Annotated in this window: 15 protein-coding genes; 6 read left to right on the top strand and 9 right to left on the bottom strand. The window is 42.8% G+C overall.

The genetic code is table 11. The features are described 5' to 3' along the window. Positions 1-2: 2 nt before the first annotated feature. From F7D73_RS01160 to F7D73_RS01140, 5 genes are all read right to left on the bottom strand, one after another. Positions 3-3563, bottom strand: coding sequence for an RHS repeat protein (locus F7D73_RS01160; protein WP_153121913.1), 3561 nt, complete (start codon positions 3561-3563; stop codon positions 3-5). Beyond that, positions 3560-4117 (bottom strand): hypothetical protein, encoded by a 558-nt coding sequence (locus tag F7D73_RS01155; RefSeq protein WP_153121912.1) that lies wholly within the window; start codon positions 4115-4117, stop codon positions 3560-3562. Before F7D73_RS01155 ends, F7D73_RS01160 begins: the two co-directional genes overlap by 4 nt. A gap of 39 nt (positions 4118-4156) precedes the next feature. Continuing rightward, positions 4157-4393 carry a hypothetical protein gene (locus tag F7D73_RS01150; protein WP_153121911.1) on the bottom strand — a complete coding sequence of 79 codons (237 nt, stop codon included), beginning with the start codon at positions 4391-4393 and terminating at the stop codon, positions 4157-4159. 107 nt (positions 4394-4500) lie between these two features. Then, complete coding sequence (locus F7D73_RS01145) at positions 4501-4890, bottom strand: hypothetical protein (protein ID WP_153121910.1); 390 nt, start codon at positions 4888-4890, stop codon at positions 4501-4503. After that, a complete protein-coding gene (locus F7D73_RS01140; protein ID WP_153121909.1) occupies positions 4878-5408 on the bottom strand; it encodes a hypothetical protein in 531 nt (176 codons plus the stop codon). The genes F7D73_RS01145 and F7D73_RS01140 overlap by 13 nt, the downstream gene beginning before the upstream one ends. Before the next feature lie 351 nt (positions 5409-5759). Here F7D73_RS01140 and F7D73_RS01135 point away from each other — a divergent pair, with 351 nt between their 5' ends. Next, on the top strand, positions 5760-5939 hold the full coding sequence (locus F7D73_RS01135; protein WP_153121908.1) for a hypothetical protein: 180 nt from the start codon (positions 5760-5762) through the stop codon (positions 5937-5939). Positions 5940-6240: 301 nt separating this feature from the next. On the opposite strand, the gene F7D73_RS01130 is transcribed toward F7D73_RS01135, so the two are convergent. The 3 genes from F7D73_RS01130 to F7D73_RS01120 are packed head-to-tail and all read right to left on the bottom strand — an operon-like array spanning position 6241 to position 7564. Further along, positions 6241-6792, bottom strand: coding sequence for a hypothetical protein (locus tag F7D73_RS01130; RefSeq protein WP_153121907.1), 552 nt, complete (start codon positions 6790-6792; stop codon positions 6241-6243). Beyond that, positions 6792-7010, bottom strand: a complete 219-nt coding sequence (locus tag F7D73_RS01125) for a hypothetical protein (protein WP_153121906.1) — start codon at positions 7008-7010, stop codon at positions 6792-6794. The genes F7D73_RS01130 and F7D73_RS01125 overlap by 1 nt, the downstream gene beginning before the upstream one ends. Further along, on the bottom strand, positions 7007-7564 hold the full coding sequence (locus tag F7D73_RS01120) for a hypothetical protein (RefSeq protein WP_153121905.1): 558 nt from the start codon (positions 7562-7564) through the stop codon (positions 7007-7009). The genes F7D73_RS01125 and F7D73_RS01120 overlap by 4 nt, the downstream gene beginning before the upstream one ends. 368 nt (positions 7565-7932) lie before the next feature. On the opposite strand from F7D73_RS01120, the gene F7D73_RS01115 reads away from it, so the two are divergent. The 4 genes from F7D73_RS01115 (at position 7933) to F7D73_RS01100 (ending at position 16086) form a co-directional block, all read left to right on the top strand. Beyond that, positions 7933-9336: an aminopeptidase C gene (locus tag F7D73_RS01115; protein WP_153121904.1), complete on the top strand. Its 1404-nt coding sequence runs from the start codon at positions 7933-7935 to the stop codon at positions 9334-9336. 14 nt (positions 9337-9350) lie between these two features. Next, a complete protein-coding gene (locus F7D73_RS01110; protein WP_153121903.1) occupies positions 9351-10634 on the top strand; it encodes an L-cysteine desulfidase family protein in 1284 nt (427 codons plus the stop codon). Between the two features lie 235 nt (positions 10635-10869). Beyond that, the gene (locus tag F7D73_RS01105) at positions 10870-14043 is read left to right on the top strand and encodes a SusC/RagA family TonB-linked outer membrane protein (protein WP_153121902.1); all 3174 of its coding nucleotides are present in this window, start codon (positions 10870-10872) and stop codon (positions 14041-14043) included. Between the two features lie 33 nt (positions 14044-14076). Continuing rightward, positions 14077-16086 carry a RagB/SusD family nutrient uptake outer membrane protein gene (locus tag F7D73_RS01100; protein ID WP_153121901.1) on the top strand — a complete coding sequence of 670 codons (2010 nt, stop codon included), beginning with the start codon at positions 14077-14079 and terminating at the stop codon, positions 16084-16086. Positions 16087-16288: 202 nt separating this feature from the next. Here F7D73_RS01100 and F7D73_RS01095 read toward each other — a convergent pair whose 3' ends face one another. Next, positions 16289-17188 carry a diaminopimelate dehydrogenase gene (locus F7D73_RS01095; RefSeq protein ID WP_089543756.1) on the bottom strand — a complete coding sequence of 300 codons (900 nt, stop codon included), beginning with the start codon at positions 17186-17188 and terminating at the stop codon, positions 16289-16291. A 400-nt stretch (positions 17189-17588) separates the two neighbouring features. On the opposite strand from F7D73_RS01095, the gene ruvA reads away from it, so the two are divergent. Beyond that, positions 17589-18203: a Holliday junction branch migration protein RuvA gene (gene ruvA / locus F7D73_RS01090; protein WP_153121900.1), complete on the top strand. Its 615-nt coding sequence runs from the start codon at positions 17589-17591 to the stop codon at positions 18201-18203. The last annotated feature ends 32 nt before the right edge of the window (positions 18204-18235 follow it).

Genomic DNA, 18235 nt, shown 5'->3' with positions numbered 1-18235 from the left:
GCTTATTGTTTGTAGTTGTATTTGAATGATGAGGACACAATGCCGTTATGATCCTTGATGGCAGCTAATCTGCTGAAAGCGTCATAGGTATATGTCGTAGATTCTCCATTTGGAGAAATCATCTCAACCATCCCTATTTGTGGATTGAAACTGTAGGTTGATACGCAGCAGCCTGCCAACTTGGATAATTTGCTGTGTAATTCCCTTGCGCTTATCGTTGGAGATGGAGCCGTTTCCAATGCTTTTACAGCAGAGTCCCCTCCAAGAAGGTCCCTTACCACAGGGTAGTCTGCACCTCTTATCACGGCAATGGGGTAATTGCTGTAATACCCCCATATATAGGTGACCACATCGCAGTTGTTTTCCTTTACCACACGAGGTTTTCCTGATGAATTGTAAGAAAACTCAGCGTTGGCTTTGAATGAGGAGAAGGCATAGTTGTCCTTTAACAGACTAAACGAACTCCTAGTTATGGATCTTTCTGTATCTAACGAGTATTCCGTGATAATATTGCCATTGTTGTCATATAAATATCGTTGGGAGTCGATGACGTAAGTGCCATCCTCATTTGATATTGATGTCAGACATTCTATGGGAATCTCGGTGATGTGCTTGTCTGCCAAAGTCTTCATATTGGCTTGGGAAAGAGCATTCTGGGGATAGAAAGTTTCTGTTGTGACAGTTGTTCCTGTCTCAGACTGGCTCTGGACCGAGATGGAGTCCAAGGTGTTGGTCTGTCCATACTGGGTACTAGTTTTTATGGTAACACAGTTATCACCATGATACTCTTTCTGGCTGGAATTGGAAGAAACCAAGGCGAACTGGACCGATGGATATAGATATATTTGCATGCACCCTCCTCCTAAGGCATCAGCGTATGCATTTTCTGACGCCAAAGCATTTCCACCAGTAACCTCGTTTGGTCCGCTGTAGATGTTCTCGATGACCGCACTTAGAAGTCGGGAGTCAACACATCTCCACTTATAACTGTTGTCTGTTGTCTTGATAAGTTTTCCCTTGGAATCAAACACGCTATCAGAAAGCAACATGCCATTTCTTGGGTCGGGCACTTGACGGCAATAGGTAAGCATGTTGGTGTCCCAAGGTCTGTTTCTGTAAGTAAAAACCTCTTTACCATTTGTCGTTCCATTGCTTTCCTGTTTGACGGTGACCCTCTCGTAGCCTACCACAGGCACATCTGGAACTGCATTACTGCCGCTCACTTCCGCATAGCGAATTTCTTTAGCTGTTGCAGGTTTTATCTGGTTCGATCCTGCATCTTGATACATTTCATTTTGGTAGACCAAGATTTTTCTTCTTGCATAGATGGCTGGGACTGACAATCGTCCTGAGGAAGTTAAGTCAGGATAGGTGTATCGATAATTTGTCGTAGTAAAGTTTCCATTCCCATCATTTTCAGATATGGACTTTACCCTCACGCCTGCACCGATGGAGGTATACGTGGATTTTTCTAGTTTGATATTGCCTTTTATCTGGTAATATTGCTGGGGACACACTCCAATGTTTAATGATGCCCCGCCAGCAATCATCAGTTTGTACTTCCCAGGGAAAAGAGTTAATGTCCTTGATTTTGTTATGTTTCTTGTCCCCACAGTGTCGCTTGGAACTGCGCTCAGCACATCACAAGCACTAACCACCTCATGTGGACCATTTCTGTCATAAATGGTGCTATAATGATACAACTGAAGAGGGTTGCTTAGAATATATCGCCAGGAAGGCTGCTCGGCAAGGTTGGATATCATGTAGCTTAGGGTCATCTTGTATATCCCCTCTTCTGATATATTAAACGTACTTTCGTTTAATGATGCCCCACTAACCTTTCCATAGCTTTGATTGGTGGCATAGATGTCCACATCCTTGAAACTTTTTCCGCTTGTCGTCTTTGCAGCGTCGAAATACTTATAGTTGGAGAAGCGATGCCCTTCATAAGTGATACTTGTAGTTCCTCCTGTCGGATAAGTAATGAAAGAGAGCATTCCCGCAGAGGCACAGTTTTCATTGAAACGTCGGTCTGCACCTGTAAAATATACCGTTTTATGGAAACCATCTTCTACGTCTGAAGTCAACTCATCCCAATGTTTTGGAAGAAGGGTGTGGTAACGACCGTTGAAGTTTTCCTCCCCATTGTAATATCCCCAATAATCAATGGCTGCGGAAGCCTTACAAGGCAACCCGTTATTATAGCCAAACGAGTACTTTGCCACTTGTTTGCCATTCGAATCCTCCTCGCTGTAACTGTCCAGTCGCAGTCTATAATACATAAAGTCGTCAGAGGCAAACCATCCGTTGTAAATGGACGAGTTGCCTAGATTGTCAAATAAATCCTTTACAGTGTTGCCTCCAGTGGTTACTTTAGAAAAATAACTGGAGCTGAAACTAAAGGACTTCAATAGTTTTTTCTGAGAACCATTCTTTTGGTAGATTTCTATCTTTGACAGTTTGCGACTGTTCCCATCCAGATCCTTACGAAAGTCACTGGATGGGATGAACTTTACCAATGCTTCGTCGGATTCTATTTCCGAGAGACGAAGAGCTTTTGTCCGATATAATTGTGAGAGGCTACGATCCAGAAGGTTTGAACCTTCTGGCTTGACTTCACGATAGCTCGAACCAATAGCATTTACTGGATATTCATGGCTGTATAAGTTTTCTGTTATTTTATATACAGAGGTTATAGTACCGTTGTCGACATATCTGAGTTGTATGGTATGTCCTGTGGGAGATTCTATTTTTGTAAGAAATAGCGTATAATCCTGATACACCATTTCTGGGTCAACCAAATATCCCTCTGGACTACTCTCCTCCTTTGCGTTGAAGGAATATTTTACTCCTTTTCCATCAATGATGGTGGGTGAGATGATGGATCCAGTAATCTGAAAGTTCTGATTTTTCCCCGTAATGAAGAACTCATTCTTCATCCTATCCCATACATAAGAGAGACTGTTGCCCATGAAATTAGCATGGAAGGTGGGAGTTTCACCAGCCTTGTTGTCTAGGATGAAATGATACAATTGACTAGACAGGTCATTGTTCTTATTACCCTCAATCTCTAGCGTCTGCTTAAACCAATTTTTACCATGGTCACCTCGCCAATTAGGGTGGCATCCATCCATCTTGTATCGCATTTGTGGAAACTCACCATCCAGGGGAATGTATGTCATGGACAGTTTGTTGGCAAAATAATCCCAATCTTTTTGAAACGATTCTCCATATTGTGTAGAGCATGCGGAAGTTGTCGTTGTGATGGCTCCTCCTGCATTCAGTAACCAATTTAATCCAACCCAAGTAGCCTCTTGGTCTACTCGTATGGCATTGCCTTGGTAGTCCAAGCTGATAGGCAGGCTGATGTCGCCGCTCACCAATGTATAGATTGGTATAGAGAAAGCCAAGCTGCCAGTATAGTTGCCCACTGGAATGGTGGATATTCTGTCAAAGGCAGCTGCCTCTGGTGACTTTGGGGAATAATCACGATGATTACCATCCGCTCCGAATGTTGGAGCGGAGAGTATGATGCAGAGTGCTATAAATAATATCTTTTTCATGACTTCACTATATATACTTTTAAACTATTGCCAAGTATGGAACATTCGAAGTTCCATACTAAATTGCGAATAACGCAATTTACATGGCTTGTCGATTTTAGAACCTTTTCAAACTCATTTTTCTCTTCTTGTGAGAATTCTTTCCATGGAATCATGGCTAAAAAATGGTTTAATGCATCCAGTGGGGAATCTAATATTTTCTCTGCCATAATCCCCCATGTTTTATAAAAGCCTAATATGACATATGAATTAGAAACTTCTATTAATTTTCTAACTTTAATGGCATAAACAGCAATGAAAATACCATTTATTATATAGAGATCTGTATAAAGATTTTGCGTACCATTTACTAGGACAAGACTACTGTTTAATATGTTGCAGTGAAATAATACTTCTCGTCTAAGTTTTTGTTTGGATTTTATGCCAATACGGGGATAGGAAACTCTTCTTGCCCAGCAAAGCAGCAAGTTATTTTTATTTTTACATGATATACTCTCTACTGTAATATCTTGCTTTTGTTCTCCATATTCTGTTATAACAATATACTTTTCCATTGTTAATGTCCTTTAGCGTTTCTACTATGATTTTCATCTTTAAAATTCATTCTTTCCTCTGTTGTACCCTTGCACCTTGTTGATGTTGGAGTTAGCCATCATGGCATAGCCTGCTCCCTTATATTTGTTGCCAAGGCGAGAATTATAAGTCTTTTCAACTTCTGCCCATGGAACCTTATCACCAAGAATCACCCAACGATTGGTCTTGTTCAGATCATCGAAAGATGATTTGAACAAATCTAAAGTAAGGGGGTTATATTGTGAACTATATTTCATAATTATTCTCTTTAACATGACAAAGATACTAATTTTTAGTGAAACAGCCAAATTAAAAGTGTTATGAATATCTAATTATTAAATACTTAATATTAATTTGGAGAACACTATTTATTGTTTTTGTACATTTCATCAAGTTTTTTAACCCACATCAAAGTGATGGTATCTTTTGGAGGGATATTGTAGATTTCAACCAAGACATTTCTTAGGTCTTTGTAAGTGGTATCGTTAGGGTGGTATTCATTCATAAGTAAGCCATAGAAAATGTCTTCTTTTTTTAAATGCCCGCCAGATAATTCTTTAAGTAATTCATAATCTTTTATGCTCTTCTCTTTAATAATTGCAGATTTTATCTTGTTTATATTCCATTGAGGGACGACTGGTTGCTTTACTCCCAAATTCCATTCAAACTTAGGGCGTGCTTGAAAAATTCCCCCCAAAAACAAACCTATAATGATGCCTAAGGCAACATTATGCATATTTCTTATTTTGTCCATTTTATCTTATAAATTTCGTTTATCTTATTCTCATAGAATTTTGCTTTTCTCTGATTTCTTTCGAATAATATTCCTTTTTCGTAATATTCCTTTAATTGAAAACAAGAACTTGAACTTCCGTTTTTTGCCCCATACAATAAGTAATATCTCATCATTTCAGACAATAATAAAGTGTTGTTCTTTTTAAAATCTTTAATAGCGCCGAAAATATTATAAGAAGCTTCGGGATAAGAATATTTGTCTGCCATGATTAATGCATAATATAAGAGTTCTTTAGAACCATTATGAATACTTCCATAATGATATAAGAGTTCTGTATATGAATCTTCGTTTCCATATAGAAGAACAGAGTCTGAGGTAAGTTTAAATTCTACAGAATCCAATATGAATACATCTCTGCTATTGGTAACAATGTATTGCTCATCCGTTTTTGTTGTACTATTTTTAAGCAAAGAAGCATTAAAAAATGAAAGAGTAAATCCCAATAAAATACCTAATACAAGTTTTATTTTTTCCATACATTTATATGATTAGATAGTTTCTTTATTAAAGTTTCCCACCCCCAAATAATAGGGTAAAAATATCAGTTTCTCGATAAAAAGTTGTATCTTTGTAATCGCTAAAGAACAAAAAAAACAACGATTTAAAGAGTAACTGTTATGAATGCAAAATTAAGCAATTTTTCTGAGTTATCAAACATATTAAGTGTTAAAAGATCCTTGCGAATCAATTTAATGGCACTTTTTACCCGTTTTGGACTAGGTCATCTCCTCTGCAAGCTATCTTTGGAGAAAGAAGCAGGTATTCCTGCCGTTCAACTAATCCTGTCTTTGTGTCTGTTTCGCATAGCAAGTGAAAGTATTCACTCTATGTACAAGAAATCATATTACGACTTGTTGAGTACTGGCAAGAACTGCTATTATCGAATGATGACGAGAGCTTCCATGGATTGGCGTAAGCTCCAAATGGGCGCACCAGTAGTTGTACGACAACAAGGTGTTCCCACTAGGCTCGACAGAGGTGCCGACTGCAGTCAGCAGACCTGCTGACTAGGCTCAGCAGGTCTGCCGAGCCTAGTGGCAACAATGGAGAAGTTACTTCCTAGCACCCGGAATGATACTTTCTCCAACCCGAGAAGATACTCTTTCCGACATGGTAAGAAGCTCTTTCCAACTCGTAAAGATGCCTATCCCCCACCTCTTGTCTTTATTCCTTCCTTCCTAAATCGATAGAGCGTAACGAAGCCTTCAGCATAAGCCGATGTTCCTCTCTTTCGTTAGCTATGCGAGTCATTTCCTCACATCTTAGGGAAACTCGAACTTCCTGCACGACCTATAAACAATATCTTTTTCATGACTTCACTATATATACTTTTAAATTGTTGCCAAGTATGGAGCATTCAAAGTTCCAAACTAAGTCTTTTAAAGTTTCATTTAATTCTTTAATATTATAAATGTTCTTCCTGATTTCGGCACGTTCTTCTTTAGAATAATAGTGCCAAGATAAGTATCTTGCCCAATGTGAAATTGTGGTTAATGGCAATTCTGCTTTGCTTTTGGAAATATAAATTCCACCTTTGAAATAAGCAATAATTAAATTACGTTTAGATTCAGTACTTCCTTGTAAAATGGAAGATACATCCAAAAAATGTGCATCAATTATTCTGTTATTTTGGAAAAAGAACATACAATGAAGCCCTTGCATTCTACGAATACAAGCGGAAGATTCAACCCCAGTAAGATATTCTTCCTGTATCTTCTTACGAGCAACAGGACCTATATAAGGAAAACGCAATGTTTTTATCCATTTTAATACTACATTTTTCTCATTTTCAGCTTCTAATATCTCTGTTTTCACAATAAGTCCTGTTTGATAATCTGTTAAAAATAAATATTTTTTCATTAGCGATTCCCCTTCTGATTTCTACTATGATTTTCACCCTTATTATCTTTTATAGAGAAAGCCAGGCTGCCAGTATCGTTGCCCACAGGAATGGTGGATGTTCTGTCAAAGGCAGCTGCCTCTAGTAACTTTGGGGAGTAATCACGATGATTACCATCCGCTCCAAATGTTGGAGCGGAGAGTATGATGCTGAGTGCTATAAATAATATCTTTTTCATGACTTCACGATATATACTTTTAAACTGTTGCCAAGTATGGAACATTCTAAGTTCCAAACTAAATTGCGAATAACGCAATTTACATGGCTTGTCGATTTTAGAACCTTTTCAAACTCATTTTTCTCTTCTTGTGAGAATTCATTCCATTGTATTATGTTTAAGCTATCAACTAAAGCAGCAAATGGGGAGTTGTATTCTTTCTCCACTTGGAAATCCCAATTCTTATAAAAAACAAATATTTTAAATAAAAATGAAGATTCGCAATTTTGCTCACGTTTAACGATATACAGTTCTATATGGATGCCATTTACTAGATATGATTCATGATAAAAATTCGTCATATAACTTCTGGCATTCATAACATATTGTTTAAATTCGCGCAAATCAAATTTTATATCTTCGATAAGCTTCGTCTTGGATTTAATACCAATATAAGGATAAGAAAGATGTTTTGCCCAGCAGAGAAGAAGATTGTACTTGTTTTTACAAGATTTTAGTCCCACTCTTATATCTTGCTGATCTCCAAATTCGGTTATAATTATATACTTTTCCATTGTTTAATGTCCTTTAGGGGTTCTAATATGATTTTCAATGAGCCCATATTTGTTGTCATCTTGCAAGCCATGCCAACAAAAACAAGCATCGGTTTTTTACTTTACCAATCATAGGTTTGTTGTTTGTTGTTATACAATGTGTAGCCAATACGATACTATCGTAAATTTGACTTAGTATTTCGCTTGCAAATATAATAAAAAACCGTAATGTATTTGCAGAACTCCTTGTTAATTAAGAAAAATTTAACTTGTTTTTTTAGAAAATGGCTTTCATTCGTAAGCGTCTTCGCATTTTTCAGCATAAAAGTTTGGAAAGTACGCAAAATAGTGTTATTTTTGCACAAAGAAATAAATAAATATAGAAGATTATGAGAAAAAACGTATTACTGATTGGAGCCATGCTGATGGCTTCCATGTCTATGATGGCGCAGACCAAGGGTGGCGGCATCAGCCAGTCTGCTCTTCAGCAGATGGAGAAAAACCATGCATGTGCTGCACACAAGGCTCTCTTTAATGCTGTTGCTAACAACAATATTGATGATCTGGTAAAAAATCATGCCAATGAGGCTCCTGTTGATACCCATTTCAGCATCGAGACTCCTTCTCAGAGCATTCATAATCAGAAGAGTTCGGGTCGTTGCTGGATGTTTAGCGGCTTCAATGTGCTCCGTTCCAACTTTGCTGTCAACGACAAGCAGGGTAGAGTGGTGGAGTATTCTCAGGATTATCTCTTCTTCTACGACCAGTTGGAGAAGGCTAACCTCATGCTTCAGGGTGTCATCGACCTCGGTAAGAAGAGCATCGAGGATCCTCAGGTGCAGTTCTTCTTCAAGAACCCTCTCAACGACGGTGGTACTTTCTGTGGCGTTGCCGACCTGGCTAGCAAATATGGTCTCGTGCCTATGAGTGCTCAGCCTGAGACTTTCTCCAGCAACAATACTTCCAAGATGAGCCGCCTTATCAGCAGCAAGCTCCGTGAGTATGGTCTGGAACTCCGCAAGATGGTAGCTCAGGGAAAGAAAACTGCTGCTATTCAGGCTCGTAAGACCGAAATGCTGGCTCAGGTTTATCGCATGCTCAGCCTTACTTTGGGCGAGCCTGTAAAGGAATTCACTTATGCTTTCCGTGATAAGGATGGCAAGCAGATTGGTGAGGCTAAGAAGTATACTCCTAAGAGTTTCTATGAGGAGACGGTTGGTAAGGATCTCAACGGCACCTTCATCATGGTGATGAACGACCCACGCCGTCCTTATCACAAGACATACGAGGTAGAATACGACCGTCATACCTACGATGGTCATAACTGGAAGTACCTGAACCTGCCTATGGAGGAGATAGCCCAGCTCGCTATCGCTTCCTTGAAGGATGGTCATAAGATGTATTCAAGCTATGATGTGGGCAAGCAGCTCGACAGAAAGCGTGGCTATCTGGCTCTCGACAACTTCGACTATGGCAGCCTCTTCAATACTACATTCCCAATGAACAAGGCTGACCGCATCGCTACTTTCGATAGCGGTTCTACTCATGCCATGACTTTGACTGCCGTTGATTTGGATGCAGCAGGTAAGCCTGTGAAGTGGAAGGTAGAGAACAGCTGGGGGGCTGACAATGGTTTTGGTGGTTGCTTCATCATGACCAACGATTGGTTCAACGAGTACATGTTCCGCCTGGTAGTAAACAAGAAGTATGCCTCTGAGCAGCTTCTGAAGGAATTCGACCAGAAGCCAACCATGTTGACTCCAGACGATCCTTTGTTCCAGTTGGAAGACTAATACCTATTTATATTATGTTAGAGAAAAATAAGCGTGAGCGCATCATCGCGCTCGTCAACAAGGAAGTTGTGCCTGCCATCGGATGTACCGAACCGATGGCTGTGGCACTCTGTACAGCTAAGGCTGCTACTACTCTGGGCAAACGCCCTGATCGCATCGAAGTACTCTTGAGTCCAAACATGCTCAAGAATGCGATGGGTGTGGGTATTCCCGGTACCGGTATGATTGGCTTGCCTATTGCCGTATCACTCGGTGCCCTTATCGGAAAGCCGGAGTATGAACTTGAAGTTCTCAAAGACTTGACTCCTGACAGTCTGGAGCAAGGCAAGCAGTATATCAAGAATGCTGAAATCAACATCAAGTTGAAGCAGGGCGATGTAGATAAACTATATATAGAGGTGAGCTGCTATGCCGGTGATGCTCAGGCTACAGCTATCATTTCCGGTTCGCATACCAACTTTGTTTATGCTGAGCGCAATGGCGAGGTGGTATTCGATAAGCGTGGTGGTGCTGCCGGTGATGAGGCTGATGATGACATCCAACTCAATTTTCCTATGGTTTACGAGTTTGCAACAACAGCTCCGCTTGATGAAATCTCTTTCATCCTCAAGACCAAGGAATATAATATGAAGGCTGCCGAATTGAGTATCAAGGGTAATTATGGACATTGTCTCGGTAAGACAATGGATCGTCCTTTGAGTCATGGCATCTTCGGTAATAACATATTCTCTCACATCATCTCCCGTACCGCTTCAGCTTGCGATGCCCGAATGGGTGGAGCCATGATTCCGGTGATGAGTAATAGCGGTAGCGGCAATCAGGGAATCTGTGCTACCAACCCTGTAGTGGTATATGCTCTGGAGAATGAGAATACTGAGGAAGAAATGATCCGTGCCTTGATGCTCAGTCACTTGACGGCTATCTATATCAAGCAGAGCTTGGGAAAACTCTCAGCTCTATGTGGTTGCGTGGTAGCCAGTACGGGCAGCAGTTGTGGTATCACCTATCTGATGGGTGGTGATTATACCCGTATCTGCAATTCTGTCAAGAATATGGTGGCAAACCTTACAGGTATGATCTGCGATGGTGCCAAACCTAGCTGTGCCTTGAAGATTTCTTCGGGTGTCAGTACCGCCCTGCTTTCCGCTCTTCTTTCGATGGAAGGCAAATGCGTGACATCGGCAGAGGGCATCGTAGATGATGATGTGGATAAATGTATTCACAATCTTACAAGTATCGGTGCCGATGCGATGAGAGCAACCGACGATATGGTGCTTGATATCATGACACATAAATAACGAAGAGTGTCTTTTTTACATTCTTTATCAAAAGGCTCGCAAGAAACACCTCTTGCGAGCCTTTTTTGATTGTTTTTTTGGCTATTTTACTTAAAAAGATTTAAAAAACTGACATTTATTGCCTTAAAATCTTAACCGTATTAAAAAATAACGTATCTTTGCATCAGCTAACTGAAATATAAAAATATAACGTAATAAATAAGAAACCAAATAACAAATTTTAAAACTCTATCTTATGATAAGACAACTATTCACAGTAAGTACTATGATTATGGCTCTTGGAATGGCTCCAGCCCAGGCTTATGGGGGAACTCGTATCCAGGAAACTAATCAGTCCAAAGACGGACAATGCACTGGTACCATTATTGACCCTACAGGGGAGCCAGTAATTGGTGCTACAGTCACAGTTAAGGGAAAGCAAGGTGGAACCATCACCGATTTCGATGGTAAGTTTGCTCTTTCTGATGTTAATCGTGGCGCAACTATCTGTATCAGTTACATTGGCTTCGAGCCAGTGGAGATGGTATGGAAGGGTGGTGAAATCAATTTGACCATGAAGGAAGACAGCAAGACTCTGAATGAGGTCGTTGTTGTCGGTTTCGGTACTCAGAAGAAGGTAAACCTCACTGGTGCCGTTTCTACCGTTGATTCCAAGACTCTCGGTGCTCGCCCAGTCAACTCTGTTGTTGATGCTCTTCAGGGTGCAGTAGCCGGTATGAACTTCTCTACACCAGAGAGCGGTGGTACTCTTAATTCAACCAAGTCTTTTAACATCCGTGGTACAGGTACTATCGGTGCCGGTTCTTCTGTATCTCCACTCGTGCTCATCGACGGCATGGAGGGCGATATGAACGCACTCAACCCACAGGACATCGAGAACATTTCTGTATTGAAGGATGCTTCTGCTTCTTCAATCTACGGTTCACGTGCTGCCGGTGGTGTAATCCTTATTACTACCAAGAGTGGTAAGAAGGGTAAGACTTCTATTAACTACAACAACTCTTTCCGTTTTGATTCTCCACTCAACATGCCGGAGATGATGGACTCTTACACATGGGCTAAGTACATGAACGATGCATCTGTTGGTAGCGGTGCAGGTGTCTGGTTTACAGATGAGAAACTCGAGCAGATCAAGAAGGCTCAGAGCGATCCTACCATGCAGAAGATGTTCAAGAACAGCAACAACCGTTGGGAGGTTTGGGACAATACGCCACTCTTGCCTCTTGGTAATACCGACTGGCTCAAGGAGCAGTTTGGTACCAGCTTCTCTCAGGAGCATACCTTGAGTATCAATGGTGGTGATGACCGTTTGCAGTACTATGTTTCTGGTAACTATCTCAACCGTGGTGGTCTTCTCCGTCATGGTGATGATAGCATGCAGCGCTATACCATGACCGGTAAAATCAACGCACAGATAACCAACTGGTTGCGTATGACCTACAATACCCGTTTCTCACGTCAGGACTTCGATTCTCCTGGTGATTTGATCAATGGTACAGATGTGTTCTTCCACAATATGTGCCGTTACTGGCCTATTCTGCCAACTACCGATCCTAATGGCAACTGGTTGCCAGAGTCTTATATTGGACGTCTTCAGAATGGTGGCCGTGCCAAGAATCAGGCAGACCGTCTCGCACAGCAGCTTTCTTTTGTTGCAACTCCTGTAAAGGGACTGACTCTGAATGCTGAGCTGAACTACCGTATTGTTACACAGTTCAACCACCGTGACTGGCAGACCGTATACGCCTACGACTGCGACAACAATCCTTATGTAGATATCAACGCAACATCAAGCGTGTATGAGTATTCATTCAAGTCAAACTATTTCAACCCTAACCTCTTTGCTGAGTACAGCCATTCATTTGGCGAGCATAATATGAAGGTAATGGGTGGTTTCCAGAGTGAGTGGTTCCGCCAGCGCAATATGAAGGCACAGCAGAACGGTATCATGTCTGGTCTTCCTACTCTTGATACAACAACCACCAAGCCAAGTGTAGGTGGTGCATATAACTCATGGACTACAGCCGGTTTCTTCGGTCGTATCAACTACGACTATGCAGGCCGTTACCTCTTCGAGGCTAACCTCCGTTATGATGGATCTTCACGTTTCCTCCGCGAGAACCGCTGGAACTTCTTCCCATCATTCTCTGCAGGTTGGAACATTGCCCGTGAGAAGTTCTGGGAGCCATTGACTGATTACGTAAACACATTGAAGCTCCGAGCTTCTTGGGGTCAGTTGGGTAACCAGAATACTGATAACTGGTATCCTTTCTATCCAACCATCGGCTTCTCTTCTCAGGGTGGCAACTGGTTGATTAATGGCGCTAAGCCAAATATCGCTAAACAGCCAGATCTCGTCTCTTCTACTCTTACATGGGAGAAGAGCCGTACATGGGAAATCGGTCTCGACTGGGGTGCTTTCAATAACCGCTTGACAGGATCGTTCGGCTACTATCAGCGCAAGACATTCGACATGGTAGGTCCTGCTCCTGAGTTGCCAGTTATCCTCGGTGCCAATCCTCCAAAGGTGAACAACCTTGATATGACATCTAAGGGTTGGGATCTCCAGATTGGCTGGCGTGACGTAATCGGTGAGGTAAGCTATGGTGCATCTCTCGTATTGAGTGATAACCAGGTGGTCATCGATAAGTATCCTAACCCATCTAAGAAGCTCGGTTCATACTATGCTGGTGCTAAGCTCGGAGACATCTGGGGTTATACCACAATCGGTATCGCACAGAGCCAGGATGAGATGGACAAGCACCTCGCAAAGGTTGACCAGAGCGCACTCGGAAGTGGCTGGACTGCTGGTGACATCATGTATAAAGACCTCGATGGCGACGGCAAGATCAATGGTGGTGAGGGTACAGCCGACAAATCTGGCGACCGCCGCATCATCGGTAACTCTACTCCTCGCTATAACTTCGGTTTGAACCTCGATGCAGCTTGGAAGGGCTTTGATATCAAGGTGTTCTTCCAGGGAACCCTCAAGCGTGACTACGCAGCAGGTGGTGCCGTATTCTGGGGCGCTATCGGTCAGGGTAAGTGGCAGGCTACTGGTTTCAAGTTCCACGAGGACTACTGGCGTGAGGATAACAAGGGAGCATACTACCCACGTGCAGATTGGGGTGGTGGCCGCAACATCCAGACTCAGACCCGCTATTTGCAGAATGCTGCTTATGGCCGTTTGAAGAACCTCACCATCGGTTATACCTTGCCAAAGACTATCACAAGCAAGGCTTATATTGAGAATCTTCGCTTCTTCGTATCTGGAGAGAACCTCTTCACCATCACTAACTTCACAGAGGCTGGTGATCCAGAGCTGATTGGAGCAGGTTATGGCCATGAGATTGGTAAGGCATATCCATTGTCTAGAACCTACTCATTCGGTCTTAGTGTAACATTCTAACTTATCATTTAGATTATAGAAAGGAAACAATTTATGAAAATTAAATATATTTCAATGCTCTTATTGGGCGCGACGCTCGGTCTGACAAGTTGCGATGACTATCTTGACAAGGAGCCTGAAAGCAACGTGACACCTGCGTCTTATTTCACTAGCGCAGACGACCTGGCTGCCTACACCGTGAATCTCTATGGTGTATTGACAAGTATTGAACCGGGTAAATATGGTATGAGTACCTTTGCTTACGATAACGATACCGATAACCAGGCGGGAACCGGTTATTCTAGCCGTTGGGTTCCTGGAAACTGGAAAGTAGGTCAGAGTGGTGGTGCTTGGGATTTCGGTAATATCCGCTCGGTGAACTATTTCCTGGATCAGGTATTGCCAAAGTTCGAGGCTAAGCAGATTAGTGGTGCTGAGGCTCAGGTACGCCACTACATTGGTGAGGCATACTTCCTCCGTGCTTACCTTTATTTGGACAAGTTGCAGTCTTTGGGTGATTTCCCTATCGTGCTCAATGCGCTTCCTGATGACAAGGAAACTCTCGTTGCGTCTTCCAAGCGCCAGCCACGTTATAAGGTAGCTCAGCAGATTCTCGACGACCTTGACAAGGCACTCGGTCTTCTGCAGGAATCAGCTCCTGGTGGCAAGAACCGCATCTCTCGCGATGCAGCCCTCCTGCTCCGTTCACGTGCAGCCCTCTTCGAGGCTACATGGGAGAAGTATCACAAGGGTACTGCGTTTGTGCCAGGTGGTCCAGGTTGGCCAGGCAAGGCTGAGGATATCCAGGGATTTGACATCGATTCTTCCATCAATCACTTCCTCGATGAGTCTATGAAGTCTTCTAAGGAATTGGGTGATAAGCTCGTTGGCAACCTTGTAGAGAATACGGATGCTCCAGAGGGACAGAATGCTAGCTTGGCAAGTCTCAATCCTTACTACACCATGTTCTGTGACAAGGATATGAGCGGCTATAGCGAGGTGTTGATGTACCGTGCTTTTGATAAGGCAAAGGCTAACGTTACCCACAACGTGCAGATGCAGTTGCAGCGCAATGGCGGCGGTACTGGTTGGACACGTGGTCTCGTCAACTCATTCCTCATGCGCAATGGTTTGCCTATCTACGCTGCCGGCTCAGGCTACGACCCAACTTGGGAAAACCAGGGTGTGAAGGCTACCTTGCAGAATCGCGATTCTCGCATCCAGCTCTTCACCAAGATGGATGGATCTATCGAGAACTATACCAGTGAGGGTGCTGTTCCAACCGACCTCTCATGGACAGTAAAGGGCAACAACGAGACTCGTATGGTGACAGGTTTCGCAGTAAAGAAGGGTAAAAACTATGATTCCCAGCAGGGACTCAATCACGACTACGGCGAGAGTGGTAGCATCGTATTCCGTGGCACAGAGGCTCTCCTCAACTACATGGAGGCTTCCTGGTTGAAGAACAATACTATCGACGCTACAGCTGATAAGTACTGGCGTGCTCTCCGCATCCGTGCCAAGGTAGATCCTGATTACAACAAGACTATCGCAGCTACCAACATGCAGGAGGAGGCTAAGTGGGACTTCGGTGCTTACTCTCATGGTCAGTTGGTTGATGCTACTACTTACAACATCCGTCGTGAGCGTCGTGATGAGTTCATCGGTGAGGCTTCCCGTTGGGAGGACTTAATCCGTTGGCGTGCTTGCGATCAGGTAAACGGTTACCAGATTGAAGGTATGAAGTACTGGGGTACTGTTTACGAGGGTACATGGCTCGATGGCACAACTAACCTCGCTAAGGTTGATGTTGAAGGTGGTAAGGGTAATATGAGTGATAAGACCATTAGTGGCGACTATATCCGTCCATACCAGATTTCCAAGATTAACAACCAGGTATTTGATGGTTATCACTTTACTCCTGCTCACTATCTGTCTCCTATCGCACAGAGCGTGTTCCGTCAGACAGCTGAGGGTGATCAGACCGATCTTACTACATCTGTTGTTTACCAGAACCCAGGTTGGCCATTGGTTGCTGGTCAGGGTGCAACTGACGTTAAGTAAAGCGTGAAAACGTATTCAAGCTTATGTCTTGAGCTCAAGACATAAGATACTAAAAAAGGCTCGCAAGAAGTTTTTATTTCTTGCGAGCCTTTATACTTTGAGCTTTGAGCTTTGAACTTTGAACTTTTGGCTTTGAGCTTTGAACTTGAACCAGTAAAACTAATCATAAAGTTCAATGTTCCAAGCTCAAAGTTCAATGTCTTTACACGAGTGTTGCAACAACTTCCTCACGAGTGCCTGGGAGCATGTCGATGACAGGAATCTCTGGCATGGTGTAGCAACCTGGCTGGAGACGGAATGAAGCGCGAGCCACGTTAACCAAGACCTGAGCGGTGAGGGCAGGGTTGTTGATGCTCATGTTGAACTCGAAGCGCTGGTTCTGAGTCTTGCCAGATACACCTTTGCGAACGAGGTTCACACCGTGACCCATATCCTTTACATCATCTACTGATGCTACGGCGAATACGTGAGTCTCATCGTGAGCGAAGTATGGGTCAGCCTTGATCTCTGCAGTCACATCCTCAAGCTTGGCGCCTTCCTCAAGTTCTACATATACCATACGGCGGTGGATACCCTCACCCAATGGGATGGTTACAGAAAGCGCTTCCTTGACACCCTTCTTGCTACGAACGCAAACTGAGTGTCCCATGCTCATACCAGGACCGAAGTTGGTATAGGTCAATCCCTTTGGAGCCAGACTTTCCATCAATACACGTACGATAGAGTCTGAACCTGGGTCCCAGCCGGCAGAGATAACGCTTACCTTGCCAGCCTTCTTGCAGTTCTCCATCTGCTTGGTGCGGTAGTCGAGGATGCTGGTGTGGATATCGAAGCTATCTACGGTGTTGATGCCGAGTGCAACGATCTTCTCAGCATACTCAGGGCAAGAGCGGGTAGGAGTTGCGAGGATAGCAACATCTACATCCTTCAACTTGGTGATGTCATCTACTACCTCATAGTTAGCCAACTCAGCTGGTTTGTCCTTAGCACCCTGGCGACGAACGATACCTGCAATCTCAAAATCAGGAGCTGCTTCGAGAGCCTCTACTGTAAACTTACCGATGTTGCCGTAACCTACTACGGCTGCTCTAAACTTTTTCATCTGTTATTTCTTTTATTTTATTGTTGTTTCTGTTTAAAAATCTACCTTTTTATATATTAAACTCTATCTTATGATAGTTATTGTCTTATCTTCCAACTATCTTAAGGGGTAGTTTTTGCGGATAAATTTCCGCATGATATCTATTTCCGGTTGCAAAAGTATAGCTTTTTCTTGAAATACGTGACGTTTTAATAGATTTTTAACTCATAAAAGTTGCAAAAGGTTATAAAATCATGATTTTTAGGTAGAATAAAGGGGGATTTGTAAGACTTCTTGAATGGATTCCTTTCAGTTTCGTGATTTTATGTGAATCTTAGCTTTGGCTTTCGCTTGATACAATATATGGAGCATTTTGCCGTTTAAATATATATTATTATAATTAATGTGGAGATAATTAGATATGATAGAATATATTCATGGCGATTTGACCGAGCTGACTCCAGCGATGGCTGTAGTAGAAACAGCAGGAGTAGGATATGGACTCAATATCTCGCTTAATACTTATACCGCCATCCAGGGCAAGCAGGAAGTGAAACTCTATGTTCACGAGGTGCTGGTGGCTGGTGGAAGAGACGATTCTTTCACCCTTTTCGGTTTTGCTACCAAGCAGGAACGTGAACTCTACCGTCTGCTCATCACCGTATCGGGTGTGGGTGGAAATACGGCGAGGATGATCCTTTCATCCTTGTCGCCAAGTGAACTGTGCAACGTGATTTCATCGGGCAATGACAAGATGTTGAAGGGAGTAAAAGGTATCGGACTCAAGACAGCCCAGCGTATCATTCTGGATTTAAGAGATAAGATCGTGAGTCTTGGTATCGCAGATGAACTTCCTGCTAATGGTGGCAATGTGGTGATGGTGAACAACGATGTGAAGGATGAGGCGGTGAGTGCCCTTACCATGCTTGGTTTCTCTCCGGCTCCTTCTGCCAAGGTGGTTGTCGACATCTTGAAGGCTCAGCCAGATTTGCCGGTTGAGCAGGTTGTGAAGTTGGCTCTGAAGCAAATCAAGTAGTTGCGGTAAGAGAGAAAATTAAATGTCAGGAA

This window comes from Segatella copri (assembly GCF_009494395.1).
Lineage (GTDB): Bacteria > Bacteroidota > Bacteroidia > Bacteroidales > Bacteroidaceae > Prevotella.
This window is presented reverse-complemented; position numbering and strand designations above follow the sequence as displayed.